A 16,784-nucleotide genomic window follows, 5' to 3' on the forward strand; every position below is an offset into this window, starting at 1 on the left:
GCTACCGCACCTCCTGGTCGCTGTCCGGGATCCGTGCGGCCCACATCGGCTGTCGTTCCGTCTTCACCTGGCCGTTCCCGTTCTGCCGGGCCGTCCGCTCGCTGTGTCCCCGCAGCGCGACGTGCAGCCCGTCCCAGAGCGTGCCGTCGGTCCGGTCCCGTGGATCGGGGTCGATCAGCACCACACCGACCACCGCGATGCGCTGGTCCGCGAGTTGCCGCGCCACGGTGTGCAGCCAGGCGGCGCTGCCGTGCCCGGCACGCACGACGAGCACGGTCTGGGTACCGAGGTACTGGAGGTCGGTCCACGCGGTGCCGGGTGCCACCGAGCCGACGCCGAGCAGGCGCCCGTGGTCCGGCACCGTCGCGGCCTGTTCGCCGCTGACCACGGTGGGGTCTCCCGGCTTGGGGCGGCGGCGGGAGAGCTCCGAGCCCGGCAGACCGTCGACGACGACCACGGGCCCGTCGGCCGACAGTGCCCTGGCGACGTTCAGGGCGATCGCGCTGGTGCTGCGCGCACAGCCCAGTTCCAGCAGCGACAGCGGTTCCGCGGAGCCACGCGCGGTGCGGGCCAGGGACGCGGTGAGCCGTTCCCGGGCCAGCCGGGTCCGTCGGCGCTGCCACGGCCTGCCAGAGCGGCGGGGCAGCTCCGAGATGACCGAGGCCCCCAGGTTCGCCGCGATGTCCCGGCGCAGTACGGGGCGGTCCGCGACCACCACGCCGACCGCGGCCAGCGCGAGCCCGAGGAAGAGCCCGAGGACCAGCCCGATCCCGGCGTCGGTGGCGGCGGCCTTGGGCAGGGAGTGCCGTACCGCGCTCGGGGCGTCCACGATCTGCGTGCCGGCGATGACCGCGGGCGTGCCGGTGCGGGCGTCGGCGGCGCGCTGGTCGAAGTCGGCGATCCGCGAGTTGAGTTCGGCCCGGCGGGCGTAGAGCGACTCGATGGTCGCCGCGCCCGTCACCTCGCCGGTCGTGGCTCGTTCGTTGATCTCCTTGTTGACCGTGGCCAGCTCGCGGCGGGTGCGGTCACGCTGGTCGAGCAGGGCCTTGGACTCGGCCTGCGCGGTCGCCTTCATCCGCTGCACGTGGTCCGCGACGAACGCGTCGGCCAGTGCCTTGGCCCGGGCCACCGCCTGTGCGTCGTCGTCGCCGGTCACATCGATCTGGAGCAGGTTGTTGGTGAGGCCGGTGCCCCGGTAGTCCTTCATGAAGTCCTCGGGCTTCTCCGGGGACTTGAGGGACTTCAGGGCCGCGTCGGCGATGCGTGTGGTCTGCAGCAGCGCGACGTCGGTGCGGATCAGCGTGCCGGTGTCGTTGGGCTGGTCCTCCGCGTGGGCGACCAGCACCTTGGTCATCGCGCTCGGCGGTGGCGGCAGCAGGACCGCCACCGCCAGGCCGGCCAGGAAGCCCAGGGCCGCCATGGCGCACCACAGGCGGCGGCGCCTGCGCACCGCCACCACCAGTGCCTGCACGTCCAGGAGCGGGGTGGCGGCCGACTCCGTTGAAGTCGTGTTCGTGGTCACGCCCGACCTCCCGTCGCGCGGGGAACCGCGAACGTCAGCGTGGCGTCGTCCGGCAGGTCGGCGGCGGCACGCGCGGGGCCGGCCTGGACCGGGCCCGCGACGACGACGCCGACGATCTCGTGCCGGCCGTCCGCGCACGCCTCGGCGATGCCGGCGAGTTCCTCCGCGGTCCGGCTGTTCGCGCTGAGGACCACCACGGCACCGTTCTCCGTCTCCCGGTCCGGCACGATCGGCCGGTCCACCGACACCTCCACCACCCGCAGCAGTGGATCGTTCTTTGCCTCGGCGAGGAGCTGCCCCGCCGCCCGGCGGGCGATCTCGTCGCCGTCCGGTACGACGACCAGCAGCCGCCGGGGAGCCGGCAGCTGCTCCCGGAGGCGGGCGCACACCCGCCGGTAACGGAGCCGTCGGTCCGCCTCGTCACCGGACTTCTGGAGGGGCGGTACGTCCCACCGGGTGTCGGCACCGACGAGCCGGCGGATCCGGGCCGTCCGGCCCCCGCCCTGCGACGCGTGCGCGGGCCATTCACCGGGCACGTCCACGGCGCCGAGCGGCGTCGAGCCGAGTGCCGCGGCGATCTCGGGTTCGGTGCGCAGTCGGCGGTTCATCCGTGCGGCGACGAGGTGACCGAGGACCGCGAGCAGGAAGAACACCAGCGCCCCGCCGACGGTGAGCTGAATCCTGGTCGGCGGTGCCTCACCGGTGGGCCGGGGGGCCTCCCCCATGACGACCATGCCTGACTTGCCGGTCGACGGGTCGGCCTCTTCGAGCTTCTTCATGGCCGCCTCCAGCGAGGTGCGCAGGTTCTCGAGCGCCGTGCGGGACTGCACGCTCTCCACGGTCTGTCCCGGATCGGCCGCGTCGGCCAGCTCGGAGATGCGCCGGTTGGTCTCCGTCACCTGCTTGCGCAGCGCCTCGGTCTGCGCGGCCACCGAGGCGTCGGTGCCGCTGCCCGCGACCTGCGCGGCGAACTGCACGAACTGCTGGGCCACCGCGTCGGCGAGCCGCTGCGCGCGCTCCGGGGTGTCGGCTGTGCCCGAGATCGTGATGATGTTCCCGTCGGCGGCCGAGGCGCTCACGTCGTCCTGCAGCTCGGAGCGGCTGACGTCGGACCAGTGCAGGGCGTCGGCCGCACGGTCGACCACGGTCAGACTGGTGGCGATGTCGACCTGGGTGAGCAGCTCCCGTTCCTCCCACACCCCTGGCAGCAGTACCGGTGCCGACGCGGTGTACCGCGGCGGGAACACCAGCACCGAGGTGCCGTATCCGAACAGTGCGCCCACCACGGCGAGGACGGCCAGGAGCCGCCACCGCCGTCGGAGTATCCGCCCGATCGTGACGAGGCGGATGGTGTCTTCGTTCAACTGCGCTGCCTCTTCTTCCTTGTGCGCACCGGACCGCTCGCCGGCACCGCGTCGCGGTTCCGGCAGGCGGCGGTATAGGCGGCGAGCAGTGACGCCTGAGAATTGCTCCAGGAAAGCGGCCCGCCGATCCGCTCCTGGCCGATCTTGCCCATCCGGGCCCGCTTGTCCGGGTCGTCCAGCAACTCCGTGATGAGCTCGGCGAACCGGGTCTCGTCGTTGGCCGGCGCGTAGACGGCGGCGTCACCGGCGGAGACGCGCGCCTCCTTCAGGTCGAAGGAGACGATCGGCCGGCCCATCGCCATGTACTCGAGGACCTTGTTCATGGTCGACACGTCGTTGAGCGGATTGCGCGGGTCGGGAGACAGGCACACGTCCGCGGTGGACAGGTAGCGCACCAGGTCGGCGTCCGGGATGCGTCCGGTGAACTGCACCTGGTCGGTGAGTCCGAGCTCCCGGGACAGCTCCACCATCGCGTCGAAGGCGTCGCCGGAGCCGACGAACACCGCGTGCCAGTCGGTCCGCCCGAACTCGTCGCGCAGCTTCGCGAGGGCGCGCAGGGCGTAGTCGACGCCGTCCTGCGGGCCCATCACGCCCAGGTAGCAGAGCAGATGGGGCTTTCCGCGCTTCAACTCCGGCTCGGGCGGCACCGGTTGGAAGCGCTCGATCTGGGGCGCGCTGCGCACCACGTAGACGTCCTCGGGCCGCTTGCCGCCGCGGCTGACGGCGACGTCCTTGTAGCTCTCGTTCGTGGCGAGCACGATGTCCGCGGCCCGGTAGGTCCGCCGTTCCACGGCGCACACGGCGCGGTAGAGCAGGTCCTTGCCGCGGTCGAAGCGGGAGAGGTACAGCTCGGGCACCAGGTCGTGCTGGTCGAAGACGAACCGCGCGCCGCGCCGCCGCAGCCAGCGGGCCGACAGGAACAGCAGGTCGGGCGGGTTGCAGGCGTGCACCACGTGGACCGGTCCGACCTTGCGGGCCAGCCGGGCCGTGTGCCAGAGCGCCGATCCGTACTCCTTGAGGTAGCCGGACGGGCCTCCGGTGGCGGCGCGCAGCGGGTAGCGGTGGATCCGCACCCCGTCGATCACCGCCTCCGGCTCCGTGTCCCGCTTCTCGCCCTGCGGGCAGATGACGTGCACTTCCCAGCCCGCGTCGCGCAGGGTCGTGCACTCCTGCCACACCCGTCGGTCGAACGGCACCGACAGGTTCTCCACCAGGATCAGCGCGCGCCGGCCGTTGCCGTCGCCGCTGACTTCGTTACCAAGCAAGGCCCATGTATCCCGGTTCGGTCCGGCGCGTCTCGGCGTCGGGAAGGCGGATGAGGTCGACTATCACCGGGCCGCCGCCGTGCGGCAGGGCCGCGAGGACGGCCGGGTCTTTGGTCCCGACCAGGCACACCTCGGCATGGTCGAGCACCTCCTCGACGGAGTCCGCGAGCAGCTGCGCGAGGTGCGGCAGCCGGGTCTCGATGTACTCGCGGTTCGCGCCCATCAGCCGGGAGAGGCTCACGTTGGCGTCGTGGATCCGCAGGTCGTACCCCTTGCCGTGGAGCCGTTCCGCCAGTTCGACGAGCGGGCTCTCGCGGAGGTCGTCGGTGCCGGGCTTGAAGGACAGCCCGAACAGGCCCACCTTCCGCTTGCCGGTGCGCTCCACCAGGTCCACCGCGCGCTGGAGGTGGTCGGCGTTGGAGGCGAGCACGTGGGAGAGGATGGGCACCGAGACGTCGGCCCGCTGCGCCGCGTGGACCAGGCTGCGCAGGTCCTTGGGCAGGCAGGAGCCGCCGAAGGCGAAGCCGGGCCGCAGGTAGGCGGGGCTGATGTTCAGCTTGCGGTCGGCCAGGAAGACGTCCATCACCTGGTGCGAGTCCACGCCCAACGCCTGGCACACGGCGCCGAGTTCGTTCGCGAAGCCGATCTTCAGGCCGTGGAAGGCGTTGTCCGCGTACTTGATCGCCTCGGCCGTCGGGACCGGCACCCGGAACACCTCGCCGGGCAGGCTCTCGTAGAGCGCGGCCACCACGTCGCCGCTGGCCTGGTCGAGTTCACCGATGACGGTCTTGGGCGGGTCGAAGAAGTCCCGCACGCTGGTGCCCTCGCGCAGGAACTCCGGGTTGACCGCGACCCCGACGTCCACTCCGGCGGTGCCGCCGATGTTCTTCTCCAGGATCGGCACCAGGAGGTTCAGGCAGGTGCCCGGGAGCATGGTGCTGCGGAACACCACGGTGTGCCGCCCGCCCCGCTCCGCCAGCGCGGCGCCGATCTCCTCGGTGACGCGCTCCAAGTAGGTGGTGCACAGGCTGCCGTTGGGCTCCGACGGGGTGCCCACGCAGATGAGCGACACCTCGCTGCCCATGATCGCCTCACGGACGTCGGTGGTGGCACGGAGTGCTCCGGTCCGCACGACGTCGGCGGTGAGTTCGCCGATCCGCTCCTCGACCACCGGGGCCTTGCCGTCGTTGACCAGGTCGACCTTCACCTGGTTGACGTCCACGCCGATGACCTCGTGCCCCATGCCGGCCAGGCACGCGGCCGACACGCAGCCCACGTAGCCGAGCCCGAACACGCTGATCTTCATGACCCGCTCCTCCCCCCGGCCAGGCCCTTGTGGCCTGCCGACTGCCCGCCGTCCGGGCGACGCCCCCCGCACATCAGTAGGCCCCCTGGCCGTAGAGCACCGCGCGCAGCGTCTTCCACAAGATCACCGCGTCCAGGGCGAGCGACCAGTCCTCCACGTACCGCAGGTCGAGGCGGACGGCCTCCTCCCACGGCAGGTCGCTGCGTCCGCTGATCTGCCACAGGCCGGTGAGGCCGGGCTTGACCAGCAGTCGTCGCCGGATGTCCGGGCCGTACGCGGCGGACTCCTCCGGCAGCGGAGGGCGCGGACCGACGAGCGACATCGATCCGGTCAGTACGTTGAAGAGCTGCGGGAGTTCGTCGAGCGAGTACCGGCGCAGCACGGTGCCGACCCGGGTCACCCGCGGGTCCCGGCGCATCTTGAACAGCAGCCCCGCGCCCTCGTTGCGGTCGGCCAGTTCGGCGCGTGCCAGGTCGGCCCCGACGACCATGGTGCGGAACTTGAGGATGGTGAACTCGCGGCCGTCCTTGCCGACTCGGCGCTGGCTGTAGAACGCCCCGCCCCGGCTGTCCGCCACCACGAGCAGTCCGACGAGGATCATCAGCGGCGCGAACAGGATCAGCAGGATCGCCGAGCCCAGCCGGTCGGCGACCGCCTTGATGGCCCGGCGGCCCCCGGTGAACGTCGGCATGCTGACCCGCAGCAGCGGGATCCCGAGTACGCCGTCGACGTGCAGTCGCGGGCCGGCCACCTCCATCAGCACCGGGGCCACGACCATTTCGGCCTCGCTGCCCTCGAGGTTCCAGGCCAGCCGCTGCAACCGCTCCGGTGTCCAGTACGGGTCCGGTGTGATCGCGACGACCCGGTAGCCGTCGTTCTCCACGTACTTGGCGACGTCCGTGAGCTGGCCGATGACCGGCACTCCGTCCAGTTCGTCACCGTCGAACCCGCGGCCGTCCGTCGTGCACACGCCGTCCACCCGCCATCCGAGGTGGGGGAACTTGCGGGTGCGGCTGATCAGGTCGCTCACGGTGGCCGGGCTCCCGGCGGCGAGCACCGGTCTCAGGCACTGCCCTTCCTTGCGCTGCTTGTGCAGCCCGAGGCGGAGCACATAGCGCGCGGTCATGGTGACCAGCGCGATGGTGGGGATCGCGACGAAGATCCAGAGCTTGATGTTGCGTGAGGTGAGGGCGATCCCGCCGAGCGCGAGCACGACGGTCGCCGCGAACAGGGACCGTCCGAGCCTGCGGAACTCCTCGGCACCCTGGCCGAGCACGGCCGGTGCCCACGCCCGGCCCACCGCGAGCGCCGCCAGCACCAGCAGTTCGGTGCCGAACGCGAGAATGCCCCATTTCTCATGCCAGTTGGCCGCGTCCCGGGCCCCGAAGAACTCGCCGATCCCCGCCACCACGATGGCGGTGGTCAGGGTGTCGCTGGTGATCACGGTACGGCGGTACCGCTGCTCCCAGGTGTTCGCCGACTGGCCTGCCGCCCCACCCGTCAGACGCTCGTGCGCCGACGGAAGGGGCCTGACTATTCCCCCCTCCCGCACAGCACCCCCCCGGTCCCCTGTGGTACGACGTGGTTGCCAGACATCGTTCCTCCCCCCGGGAGGCCCCCGCCTCCCGCACCGTTCCTCGCAGGACCCCCCGCCCTGCGCCGCACTGTTCCTCCCGAGGGAGGCACCGCCCCCCCACACGCGCATGGCATGCCTACGTCAAGGTTGCGTAAAGAACACCCCTTGGCAGCAGCAGACTTGCTAGTTCCGTCAGCTCTCGCGTCGGACAGGAACCTGCGGAAACCTCGGATGCCCCCTGCACCCGAAGCCCCCATCGGGTTCCGAGCCCCCTCACCCCCGAGCCTGGCGCCGAGACGTTTCTGCTCAGTATCCGCAGCGCTGGACCCATAGATCACTATTTGTCGCCCCGTGTCCCACCATGGGCAGCAAGGTCAATCTAGACCATCGAGACCCTTCTGCAAGGGGGGATGTGTGGAATATGTGCTTACGATTTGGAGATGGGGCAGTGGAGCCATCACTTCAGCGAGTGTTTCGGCCACGAAAGCGGGCCCCGTGACCTGCGGCGACGGGAGTTTCGTTTGCAGAGATGGTGTCCCGCGGGGGTGACCGCCGGGTGGCTCGGCCGATCAAGACGGCCGGATTCCGCAGGCCGGGCGGGACTGCTTGGCCGGACGGACTGTTCCAACTCGCCCCGGCTGGGAGCCTCGTGGAGGCCACCCGCCGGCAGCCGAAGGCCGGACCGGGCACTGACGTCCGCCGCTACCGCCGATCCGGTTCCTCCGTGCCCCCGCTCGCCCCCTTCAGCGCAACTCGGCCTCCACGGGGTCGTCTTCGAGGAAACCCCCCGACTGGTGGTGCCACAGCTTCGCGTACGGCCCGTCCAGCGCGAGCAGCTCCTGATGGCTGCCCTGCTCCACGATCCGCCCGCGGTCGAGGACGACGAGCTGGTCCATGCCCGCGACCGTGCTCAGCCGGTGCGCCACCACCAGCGCCGTCCGCCCCTCCATGAGCCGCCACAGCGCCTCCTGGACCAGGATCTCGCTCTCCGAGTCCAGGGCACTGGTCGCCTCGTCGAGCAGCAGGATCGGCGCGTCCCGCAGGATCGCCCGGGCGAGGGCGACGCGCTGGCGCTGGCCGCCGGACAGCTTCACGCCCCGCTCCCCCACCAGCGTGTCGAAGCCGTCCGGCAGCGCGTCGGCGAACTCCGTGACGTGGGCCGCCTCGGCCGCGCGGCGGATCTCCGCCTCGGTGGCGTCCGGCCGGGCGAAGGCGATGTTGTCGCGCAGGGTGCGGTGGAACATCGCCGGGTCCTGGGGCACGTACGCCATCAGGCCGCGCAGGTCCCGCTGGCGCAGCCGGCTGATGTCCTGGCCGCCGACCAGGATCCGGCCGCCCTGGATGTCCTGCATCCGCAGCAGCAGCCGGGTGAGGGTGGTCTTGCCGCCGCCGGAGCGTCCGACCAGGCCGACCTTGGTCCCGGCGGGCACGACGAGGTCGAGCCCCTCGAAGAGCCGGCCCGCTCCCGCGTGGCTGAAGTTCACCCCTTCGAAGCGCACGTCGGCGGCCCCGGGCACCAGCGGCTCGGGCGACGGCGGGTCGAGCACGGTGGGCGGGCTCAGCAGCAGTTCGGTGAACTGCGCGGCCTCCGTCATCGAGCTCTCCAGCCTGCGGTAGATCTGGTTGAACTCGAACATGATCCGGGTCGCGTTGGAGTAGTAGGTGAAGGCGACCACCACCGCCTCCACGCCGTGCTCGCCGCCGCCCAGGGTCACCGCGAGCAGCAGGCCCAGCGCGTTGGTCAGCACGGACATCGGCGCGACGAAGGTGTCGATGCGCAGGTTGCCGTAGTCCCACGACCTGAGCATGAGCCGGCGTGAGGTCGCGACGCGGGAGCGGTGCTCGGCGGCCTCGCGTGCCTCGGCGCCGAACGCCCGGACGGTGTCCATGTTCATCAGGCTGTCGGCGACATGCCCGGAAACCCGGGCGACCGCCGCCTCGCGCTCGGCGACCAGCCGCTGGCGGTGCCGGATGAGGGGGGCCGCGCAGAGGGCCGTCACCGCGATCATCGTCAACAGCCCTACGACGAGCAGCGGTTCGTACTGCCAGAGCACCACCGAGCCGAACAGCAGCGGTACGACGTTGCCGACGACCTGGAAGCACAGGGTGTCGACGAACGGCTCGAAACGGGTGGCGAAGCTCAGGACGCGCTTGGTGAGCGACCCGGCGAAGTTGTCGTGGAAGAACGTGGCGTCCTTGGCGAACAGTTCGTCCATGCCGATGACGTAGAGGTGCTCGATACCGAGGGCGTCGAGGCGGTTCATGCAGTGCAGGGCGACCCGCCACAGTGCCTCAGCGAGGAGCAGGACACCGGCGAAACCCAGGATGTACGGCAGTGCCGACCCGACGGTGAGTTCGCCGCCGTCGGCGATGTCACCGGCGAGTTTCGCGACGACCAGGGGGGCTACGTAGTTGAGGCCGATGCCGCCCAGCGCGAACAGCAGCATGGCGGGAGCCGTCAGCCGGCGGAGTCGGCCCAACTCCCGTCCGTAGTAACGAAGTGCGAGGAGCACCGCGCCCTTGCGCGGTGTGACTTTCTCTAGCTCAGGCGTCTGCATCCTAACCCTGTGTGTATGGGGAGTAGCGGTCCGAGTTCGGCAGTGTCCCGTGACGGCCGCCTCGCGGTCCACGCGTTTTACGGCGGGTGAGCCCGAGGGGGCTCCTCAATTCCCAAGTGACGCAAGGGGATTGACCCAGAAAGCGCTTGCCACCTACGGTCCCCCGAATGGGTATGCAGCGAAGATTCGGCTGGGCGTCACTGGCCGCGGCGACCACCATGGCACTGGCGGCAGGGGTGACCGCGGCCCCCGCCGCCCACTCCGCGGACGATCCCGTGCAGATCGTGGTCGACGGGCACGACGTACGCGCCGACAACGTGAACGGCCTCACCTACAAGGGCCTCGGCCTGCTCAGCTGCAACAGCACGAGCAATCTGCTGATGGACTACAAGGCGGAGCACCCGGAGCGCTACTGGCAGCTGATCAGGGTGCTGTTCGGCGGACGGAACCCGCTGATCAACCACGTGAAGATCGAGATGGGTTCGGACACCAACACCTCGACCGGCTCCGACCCGGCGACCATGCGCACGGCGGACGAGCTCGCCGACGCGTCCCGCTCCCCCGGCTTCCAACTGGCCGCCGACGCCAAGACGGTGAACCCGGGGCTGAAGGTCTCGATCCTGCGCTGGGTCATGCCCCAGTGGGTCCAGACCGAGTGGAACAAGGGCACGGGCACCGACGAGATGTACAAGTGGTACAAGGAGACGATCCTCGACGCGTACGAGAAGTACGGGTACATGGTCGACTACGTGAACCCGGACACCAACGAGACCACGAAGCCGGACCTCTCCTTCGTCAAGTGGTACAAGAACGCGCTGACGAACGACACCGAATTCACCGACGCCCGATACGGATTGACGCCTCGTCAGCAGACCGCGGCCGCGAAGGCGTACCACGACATCAAGATCGTCGCCTCGGACGAGAACACCACGAAGAACATCGGCCCGGCGATGCTCACGGACACCGAACTCTTCGGCATGGTCGACGCGGTGGGCTACCACTACACCACCGACGACCGTCTCGACGGCACCCCCGACAGCGCCACCTACCGGCCGTACACGAAGCTGGCGACCGGTGACAACGCCCACGGCCAGGACAAGGAGGTCTGGTACAGCGAGGGCGTCGGCTCCTTCGGCTGGACGGACTACCGGGTCAACAACACCGAGGGCCCGAACGGAGCGAGCACCGGCATCGGCGGCGTGCAGAGCGCGCTGGACCTCGCCAACCGCTCCGTGAAGAGCTACGCCAACTCCAAGCGGACGCACTACATCTTCCAGCCGGCGATCGGGGCCTTCTACGAGGGCGCCCAGTACAGCCACAAGGAGCTGGTCAGCGCCCGCGACCCGTGGTCGGGGAACATCCATTACGACGCGGCGCTGTATGTGATGCAGCACTTCACCCAGTTCGCGAGGACCGGCTGGGAGAACGACACCAACACGGCCGGCATCTGGCGCACCGTGCCCGAGGCGAGCTACAGCGGGGTCAGCGGCACCGAGAACGTCGACGGCTCGAACGGCGCGCCCAGTTACATGACGCTCGCCGACCCCAGGAAGCGGGACTTCTCGACGATCGCCGTCAACGACAGCGACCGGACGAAGAGTTACCGCATCAAGGCCGAGAACATGGACCTGGGCGACGACGCCACCCTGGAGGTCTGGGAGACCCGCGCCGCCGACCCCGGCCAGGCCTACGACGCGAACTTCAAGCACCTCGCGGCCGAAATCCGCCCCGACGGCGACGGCTACTACACCTACCAGGTCGAGCCGCGCTCGATCGTCACGTTCACCACGCTCGACCGCAGCCACGACAAGGCGACGAAGCAGCGCCTGCCCGGGTCCGCGGCCCGCACGGTCCTGGACACCGACGCGAGCGGCAAGCGGCACGACACCCGCGACTCCGTCCTGTACGCCGACGACTTCGGGTACCGGGAGGAAGGCCGGGTCCGGGTCGGCACCGACAACGGGGCGCGCACGGTGTCCCGGTCGTACCTCGACTCCCGTGGCAACCAGCCCCGTTACCTGGTCGACCAGACGGGCGCGTGGGAGGTCGGCAAGGACGCGGGCGGTGACAACGTCCTCTACCAGTACCTGGACCAGTCCATGAAGGACACCGGCGCCTGGAACCGGAACACCCCCAACACCACGGTCGGCGACTTCCGTTGGGAGAACTACCGGGCCTCGGTCGACGTGTCCTTCCCGGACCCGCAGGGCGGTCTCGCGACCCTGGGCGTGCGCCAGCAGAAGGGCATGGCGGCGACCGACGCCGCGTACAGCGTCGGGATCGGACCGTCCGGGAACTGGACCTTCTACCGCTACGGCACGGTGATCCGCACCGGGACGGTCCCCGCCTCCGACGGCTACCGCCTCGCCGTCGAGGCCAAGGGAGCCCACGTCACCGTCTCCGTCGACGGACAGGCCGTCGCCGACTACCAGGACCCGACGCCGGCGACCGGGGGCCGCGTCAAGCTCGGCACCGACTTCCACAAGGTCGCGTTCGACAACCTGAAGGTGGAGAAGGTCGCCGGATACACGCCGTACGCCGGCACGCTCACCGACAACATGGACGGCTCGGTGGTCTACGACGGCACGTGGAGCCGGAACGCCTCGCTCGGGGACGCGATGAACTGGTACCGGTCGACGTCGACCGGTACCACCGCCGGTGCGACGGTCACCGTCCCGTTCTCCGGGACGGGCATCGACGTCATCGGCGGCAACGACGGCAGTGCCGTCCTCGACGTCGCCGTGGACGGGCGGCCGATCGCGCGGGACGCCAGGACGGTCGCCACGGACAAGCGCCAGGCGACCTACTCGCTCCGCGGCCTGCGGGAGGGCCGGCACACGGTGACGTTCACCCTGAAGTCCGGGAAGCTCGTCCTCGACGCCTTCACCGCGCTCTCGGGCGACGTGGACGGCCGGGTCGACACCACCGCGCTGCGCGCCGCTCTGGACGCGGTGGGATCCCCGGACCGGTCCGACTGGACGGCGGACTCCTGGGCCGTCTTCAGCGCCACCCGCTCGGCGGCCAGGGCGGCCGTGGACGGGCAGCGCGGCCTCGACACCCTCGGCGTGGACCAGCTCGCGAGCAGACTCACCGCCGCGTACGAGGGGTTGGTGCGCAAGGAGGCCTGACCGGCGCGGGCTGCCCACCGGCGGCGAGGTGAGCAGCGGCGACCTGTGGAGCGGGCCCGCGAACGGAAGCGTCCTTCCGGGCCCGCTCGGTCACCCGCGCGGGGTGAAGCCGTGCGGGCGGGAGCGTCGCATCCTTCCAGGACACGGCGTTCCGGGCCCGAGGACCGGTCGGGCCCTGACGAGGTCGGGAAGGGCGGATGGACGGCCATCAGGCGCAGGGACGGTCCACGACCACCGGGCGCGGCGCGCCGGGGGCCCTGGGCCGGCTGCGGGCGGTGCCGGGGGTCCAGGCGCTCTCGGGCTACCGGCGCGAATGGCTGACCAAGGACGTGGTGGCCGGGATCGCCCTCACCACCCTGCTCGTACCGCAGGGCATGGCGTACGCCGAACTCGCGGGGCTGCCCCCGATCACCGGCCTCTACACCACGATCCTGTGCCTGCTCGGTTACGCGGTGTGCGGCCCGTCCAGGATCCTGGTGCTGGGTCCCGACTCCTCGCTGGGCCCGATGATCGCGGCCACGGTGCTCCCCCTCGTCGCGTCGGACGGGGACCCGGAGCGGGCGGTCGCGCTGGCGTCGATGCTCGCGCTCATGGTGGCGGGCATCATGATCCTCGCCTCCGTGGCACGACTCGGTTTCATCGCGGACCTGATCTCCAAGCCGACGATGATCGGTTACATGAACGGCCTGGCCCTGACCATCCTCGTCGGACAGCTGCCGAAGCTGCTCGGGTTCAAGGTCGACGCCGACAACCTCGTCGGGGAGTGCGCCGGACTGGTGCGGAAGCTGGCCGAGGGGGCGACGGTACCGGCGGCGGCCGCTGTCGGTGTCTCGGGGCTGATGCTGATCCTGTTCCTGGAACGGCTGCTGCCCAAGGTGCCCGCCGTGCTCGTGATGGTCGCCCTCGCGATCCTGGCGGCCTCGCTCCTCGACCTGGACGAGCACGGCGTCGGTCTGGTCGGACCGCTGCCGGAGGGCTTCCCGCCGTTCACGCTTCCCGACGTACGGGCCGACGATCTGGGCCCGCTGTTCGCCGGCGCGCTGGGGATCGCGGTGGTGTCGCTGGCCGACACCATCTCCAACTCGTCGGCGTTCGCGGCCCGCACCGGCCAGGAGGTCCAGGGCAACCGGGAGATGGCGGGGGTGGGGGCGGCGAACCTGGCGGCGGGGCTGTTCCAGGGCTTCCCCGTCAGCGCGAGCGGCTCGCGTACCGCGGTCGCCGAGCGCGCGGGCGCCAGGAGCCAGCTCACCGGCGTGGTCGGGGCCGCCCTGATCGTGCTGATGCTGGTGCTCGTGCCCGGACTGTTCCGCAACCTGCCGCAGCCCGCGCTGGCCGCCGTGGTCATCGCCGCGTCGCTGTCGCTGGCCGACATCCCGGGCGCCGTACGGCTGTGGCGGCAGCGCCGGACCGAATTCCTGCTGTGCGTCGCGGCGTTCGTCGGGGTCGCCCTGCTCGGTGTGCTGCCCGGCATCGCCATCGCGGTGGGTCTCTCCGTCCTCAACGTCTTCCGGCGGGCGTGGTGGCCGTACGACACCGTGCTCGGGCGGGTGCCGGGCCTGGAGGGGTACCACGACATCCGCTCCTATCCGGGCGCGGACAGGCTGCCGGGACTGGTCATCTACCGGTTCGACGCGCCGCTGTTCTTCGCCAACGCCAAGAGTTTCCGGGACGAGGTGCGGCGGCTGGCAGGGGCCGATCCCCGGCCGCGCTGGGTCGTCGTCGCCGCCGAGCCCATGACCGACGTGGACACCACCGCTGCGGACGTCCTGCACGAACTCGACACGGCGCTCAGCGCCCGGCACGTCCGTCTGGTCTTCGCCGAACTCAAGGACCCGGTGCGGCGGAAGATCGAGCGCTACGGCCTCACCCGCACCATCGATCCCGACCGGTTCTTCCCCACCGTGGAGGCCGCCGTCACCGCCTTCAGCCGCAGCACCGGAGCCGAGTGGGCCGTCGGCCCCGTCACCCGGCTCCTCGACGAGAGGTGAGCCGGATGAGCGTCACCGACAGAGGAACCGCCGCCGGGGCGACGCGGCTGGCCGTGGGACTGGTCGATCTCGCCGTGCGGGCCGTCGCGAGCACCGCGGAGGGCGCGGCACAGGTACGGCACCTGGGCTCCCCGGTCGTACCGGACGCGGCGTTCGGTCTCGCCTCGGAGCTCCGGCGCCGGTCGCGGTGGGTCGTGGCGGGGGTCGGCGCCGTGGCCGTGCCCTGCACCCGGGCCGCGGTACGGGCTCTCGTGCCGTCCTTCGCGGCCGACGCCGTAAGCCGGCGGGTGGCGCGCTGGAGTGCTCTCGGCGCGGCGGAGCGGCTGCGGGCCCGCGCCGAGGCGGAAGCGCGCGCCCGGGCGCTGGTGCGTGCGCTGGCCGGCGCCGTCCTCGACGAGATCGACGTCGACGCCGTGGCCGACCGCCTCGACGTCGACCGCGTCGCCGCCCGCCTGGACCTGGACGCCGTACTGGCCCGCGTCGACCTCGACGCCGTACTCGCCCGGGTCGACCTGGACGGCGTGGTGGCCCGCGTCGACCTGGACTCGGTGCTGGCCCGCGTCGACCTCGACGCCGTACTCGACCGGGTGGACCTCGACGCCCTGCTCGCCCGCGTCGACCCGGACACCGTCCTCGCGCGCGTCGACCTCGTGGCGTACGCCGAGTCGGTGCTCGACGAACTCGACCTCGGCCGGGTGGTCCGGGACACCGGTGGGAGCATCACCGCGGAGACCCTGGACGCGTTCCGTGACCAGAACGCCCGTGCCGACCGGCTGGTGCAACGGCTCACGGACCGGCTGCTGCACCGGGCGGGTCCTTCCGGGGCGGGCGGGCTCGCCGACGGGCCGACCTCACCGATGGAGACGCCGTGACGGCCCCGGCCCGCACTCGTCGCCCGCAGGAGGTCCAGGGTCGTCCGGCGGGGTTGGTGTCGCGGACGGTGGCCGCCGCCGCGGACGTACTCGTCGCGCTGGGGATCCTGCTCACCGTCGAGGCCGGATACGCGGCCGCACACCGGCTGTTGGCGGGTCCGCCGTTCGCGTTCCCCGATCCCGGGCCCGGCGTCACCGCGGCCCTGGGCTCCGCGACCCTCGTCGGCTACCTCGCCTGCGGATGGTTCTTCGGCGGGCGCACCGCCGGCAACCAGTTGATGGGGCTGCGGGTGACGAACCGTTCGGGGCGGCGCCTCACCGCGGGCATCGCCCTGCTGCGGGCCCTGCTCTGTGTCGCCCTGCCCTGGGGGCTGTTGTGGATCCCGTTCAGCCGGCGCGGGGCGTCGCTCCAGGACGTGGTGTCGGGCAGCGCGGTCGTGCACGACTGGTACGGCCGTGCGCGGGGCCGTCCAGGAGACTCACCTTCCACGGGTGAGGCGCGGGACGCGCGCGGCCGTATGGGATGAACCGGGGCGGAGAAAGGGGAGAGACCATGTCGACTCTCGGACCGGTGCAACTGCTCACCATCGAGTTCGGTCCTGACGCGGCGTTCGAAGGGCGTGTCCTCGAGGAACTGGGCGTGCTCGAGAGCAAGGGGCAGATCCGGGTCCTTGACGTGCTGTTCCTGCAGAAGGAGATCGACGGCGACACCATCGGTCTCAACTACGAGTCGGAGGGCATGGGTGAGACCGTCGAGGCCCTGCTCGGTCTGACCCCGCGCATCCCGGACGCGACCGGCGGCGCACCGGAGTACGGTCCCGGCACCAAGGCCTTCGGGTTCACCCCGAACGATCTGCGGGCGCTGGCGGAGGAACTCCTGCCGGGCACGGCCGCGGCCTTCGTGCTGCTGGAGCACCTGTGGGCCAAGCCGCTGCGGGAGGCCATCCGGAAGGCCGGTGGTCTGCCGGTCGCGGAAGGCTTCCTGACACCGCGGGCCCTGGCGCCGGTCGCGGCGGAGCTGCTGGCGACGACGCAGACCGTCGACGACCTGACGGCCGCGCAACAGGCCTCCGGGCGCCTGACCGCGCGGACCGGGTGACGTAGTCCGGCAGCGGCCTGTCGTACGCGGGTCCACGACAGCTGGTTTCTCCGGCCGGGAACACTTCGTTCCCGGCCGGGGAGCCGCGTGCACCTCCGGTCGGTGA

Annotated in this window: 11 protein-coding genes; 5 read left to right on the top strand and 6 right to left on the bottom strand. The window is 71.2% G+C overall.

Annotated elements, in window-relative coordinates; translation table 11 throughout:
* Position 1: 1 nt before the first annotated feature.
* The 6 genes from OHN19_RS05700 to OHN19_RS05725 form a co-directional block, all read right to left on the bottom strand.
* Complete coding sequence (locus tag OHN19_RS05700; protein ID WP_330263082.1) at positions 2–1,522, bottom strand: Wzz/FepE/Etk N-terminal domain-containing protein; 1,521 nt, start codon at positions 1,520–1,522, stop codon at positions 2–4.
* Positions 1,519–2,886: a Wzz/FepE/Etk N-terminal domain-containing protein gene (locus OHN19_RS05705; RefSeq protein ID WP_330263083.1), complete on the bottom strand. Its 1,368-nt coding sequence runs from the start codon at positions 2,884–2,886 to the stop codon at positions 1,519–1,521. Before OHN19_RS05705 ends, OHN19_RS05700 begins: the two co-directional genes overlap by 4 nt.
* Positions 2,883–4,151 carry a glycosyltransferase family 4 protein gene (locus tag OHN19_RS05710; protein WP_330263084.1) on the bottom strand — a complete coding sequence of 423 codons (1,269 nt, stop codon included), beginning with the start codon at positions 4,149–4,151 and terminating at the stop codon, positions 2,883–2,885. The genes OHN19_RS05705 and OHN19_RS05710 overlap by 4 nt, the downstream gene beginning before the upstream one ends.
* Positions 4,141–5,457: a nucleotide sugar dehydrogenase gene (locus tag OHN19_RS05715; RefSeq protein WP_330263085.1), complete on the bottom strand. Its 1,317-nt coding sequence runs from the start codon at positions 5,455–5,457 to the stop codon at positions 4,141–4,143. The genes OHN19_RS05710 and OHN19_RS05715 overlap by 11 nt, the downstream gene beginning before the upstream one ends.
* 73 nt (positions 5,458–5,530) lie before the next feature.
* Complete coding sequence (locus tag OHN19_RS05720) at positions 5,531–6,901, bottom strand: sugar transferase (protein WP_330263086.1); 1,371 nt, start codon at positions 6,899–6,901, stop codon at positions 5,531–5,533.
* Positions 6,902–7,776: 875 nt separating this feature from the next.
* Positions 7,777–9,591, bottom strand: coding sequence for an ABC transporter ATP-binding protein (locus OHN19_RS05725; RefSeq protein WP_330263087.1), 1,815 nt, complete (start codon positions 9,589–9,591; stop codon positions 7,777–7,779).
* Positions 9,592–9,758: 167 nt separating this feature from the next.
* Between OHN19_RS05725 and OHN19_RS05730 the strand changes: the two genes are divergently transcribed.
* The 5 genes from OHN19_RS05730 (at position 9,759) to OHN19_RS05750 (ending at position 16,678) form a co-directional block, all read left to right on the top strand.
* Positions 9,759–12,719, top strand: coding sequence for a GH59 galactosidase (locus OHN19_RS05730; RefSeq protein WP_330263088.1), 2,961 nt, complete (start codon positions 9,759–9,761; stop codon positions 12,717–12,719).
* Positions 12,720–12,916: 197 nt separating this feature from the next.
* On the top strand, positions 12,917–14,707 hold the full coding sequence (locus tag OHN19_RS05735; RefSeq protein ID WP_330263089.1) for a SulP family inorganic anion transporter: 1,791 nt from the start codon (positions 12,917–12,919) through the stop codon (positions 14,705–14,707).
* A 5-nt stretch (positions 14,708–14,712) separates the two neighbouring features.
* Positions 14,713–15,579, top strand: a complete 867-nt coding sequence (locus OHN19_RS05740) for a hypothetical protein (protein ID WP_330263090.1) — start codon at positions 14,713–14,715, stop codon at positions 15,577–15,579.
* Positions 15,576–16,106 carry an RDD family protein gene (locus OHN19_RS05745; protein WP_330263091.1) on the top strand — a complete coding sequence of 177 codons (531 nt, stop codon included), beginning with the start codon at positions 15,576–15,578 and terminating at the stop codon, positions 16,104–16,106. The genes OHN19_RS05740 and OHN19_RS05745 overlap by 4 nt, the downstream gene beginning before the upstream one ends.
* A 26-nt stretch (positions 16,107–16,132) precedes the next feature.
* Positions 16,133–16,678 carry a DUF1269 domain-containing protein gene (locus tag OHN19_RS05750; RefSeq protein ID WP_330263092.1) on the top strand — a complete coding sequence of 182 codons (546 nt, stop codon included), beginning with the start codon at positions 16,133–16,135 and terminating at the stop codon, positions 16,676–16,678.
* Positions 16,679–16,784: the final 106 nt, after the last annotated feature.

Origin of the sequence: Streptomyces griseorubiginosus (genome assembly GCF_036345115.1) — a bacterium.
GTDB lineage: Bacteria > Actinomycetota > Actinomycetes > Streptomycetales > Streptomycetaceae > Streptomyces > Streptomyces griseorubiginosus_C.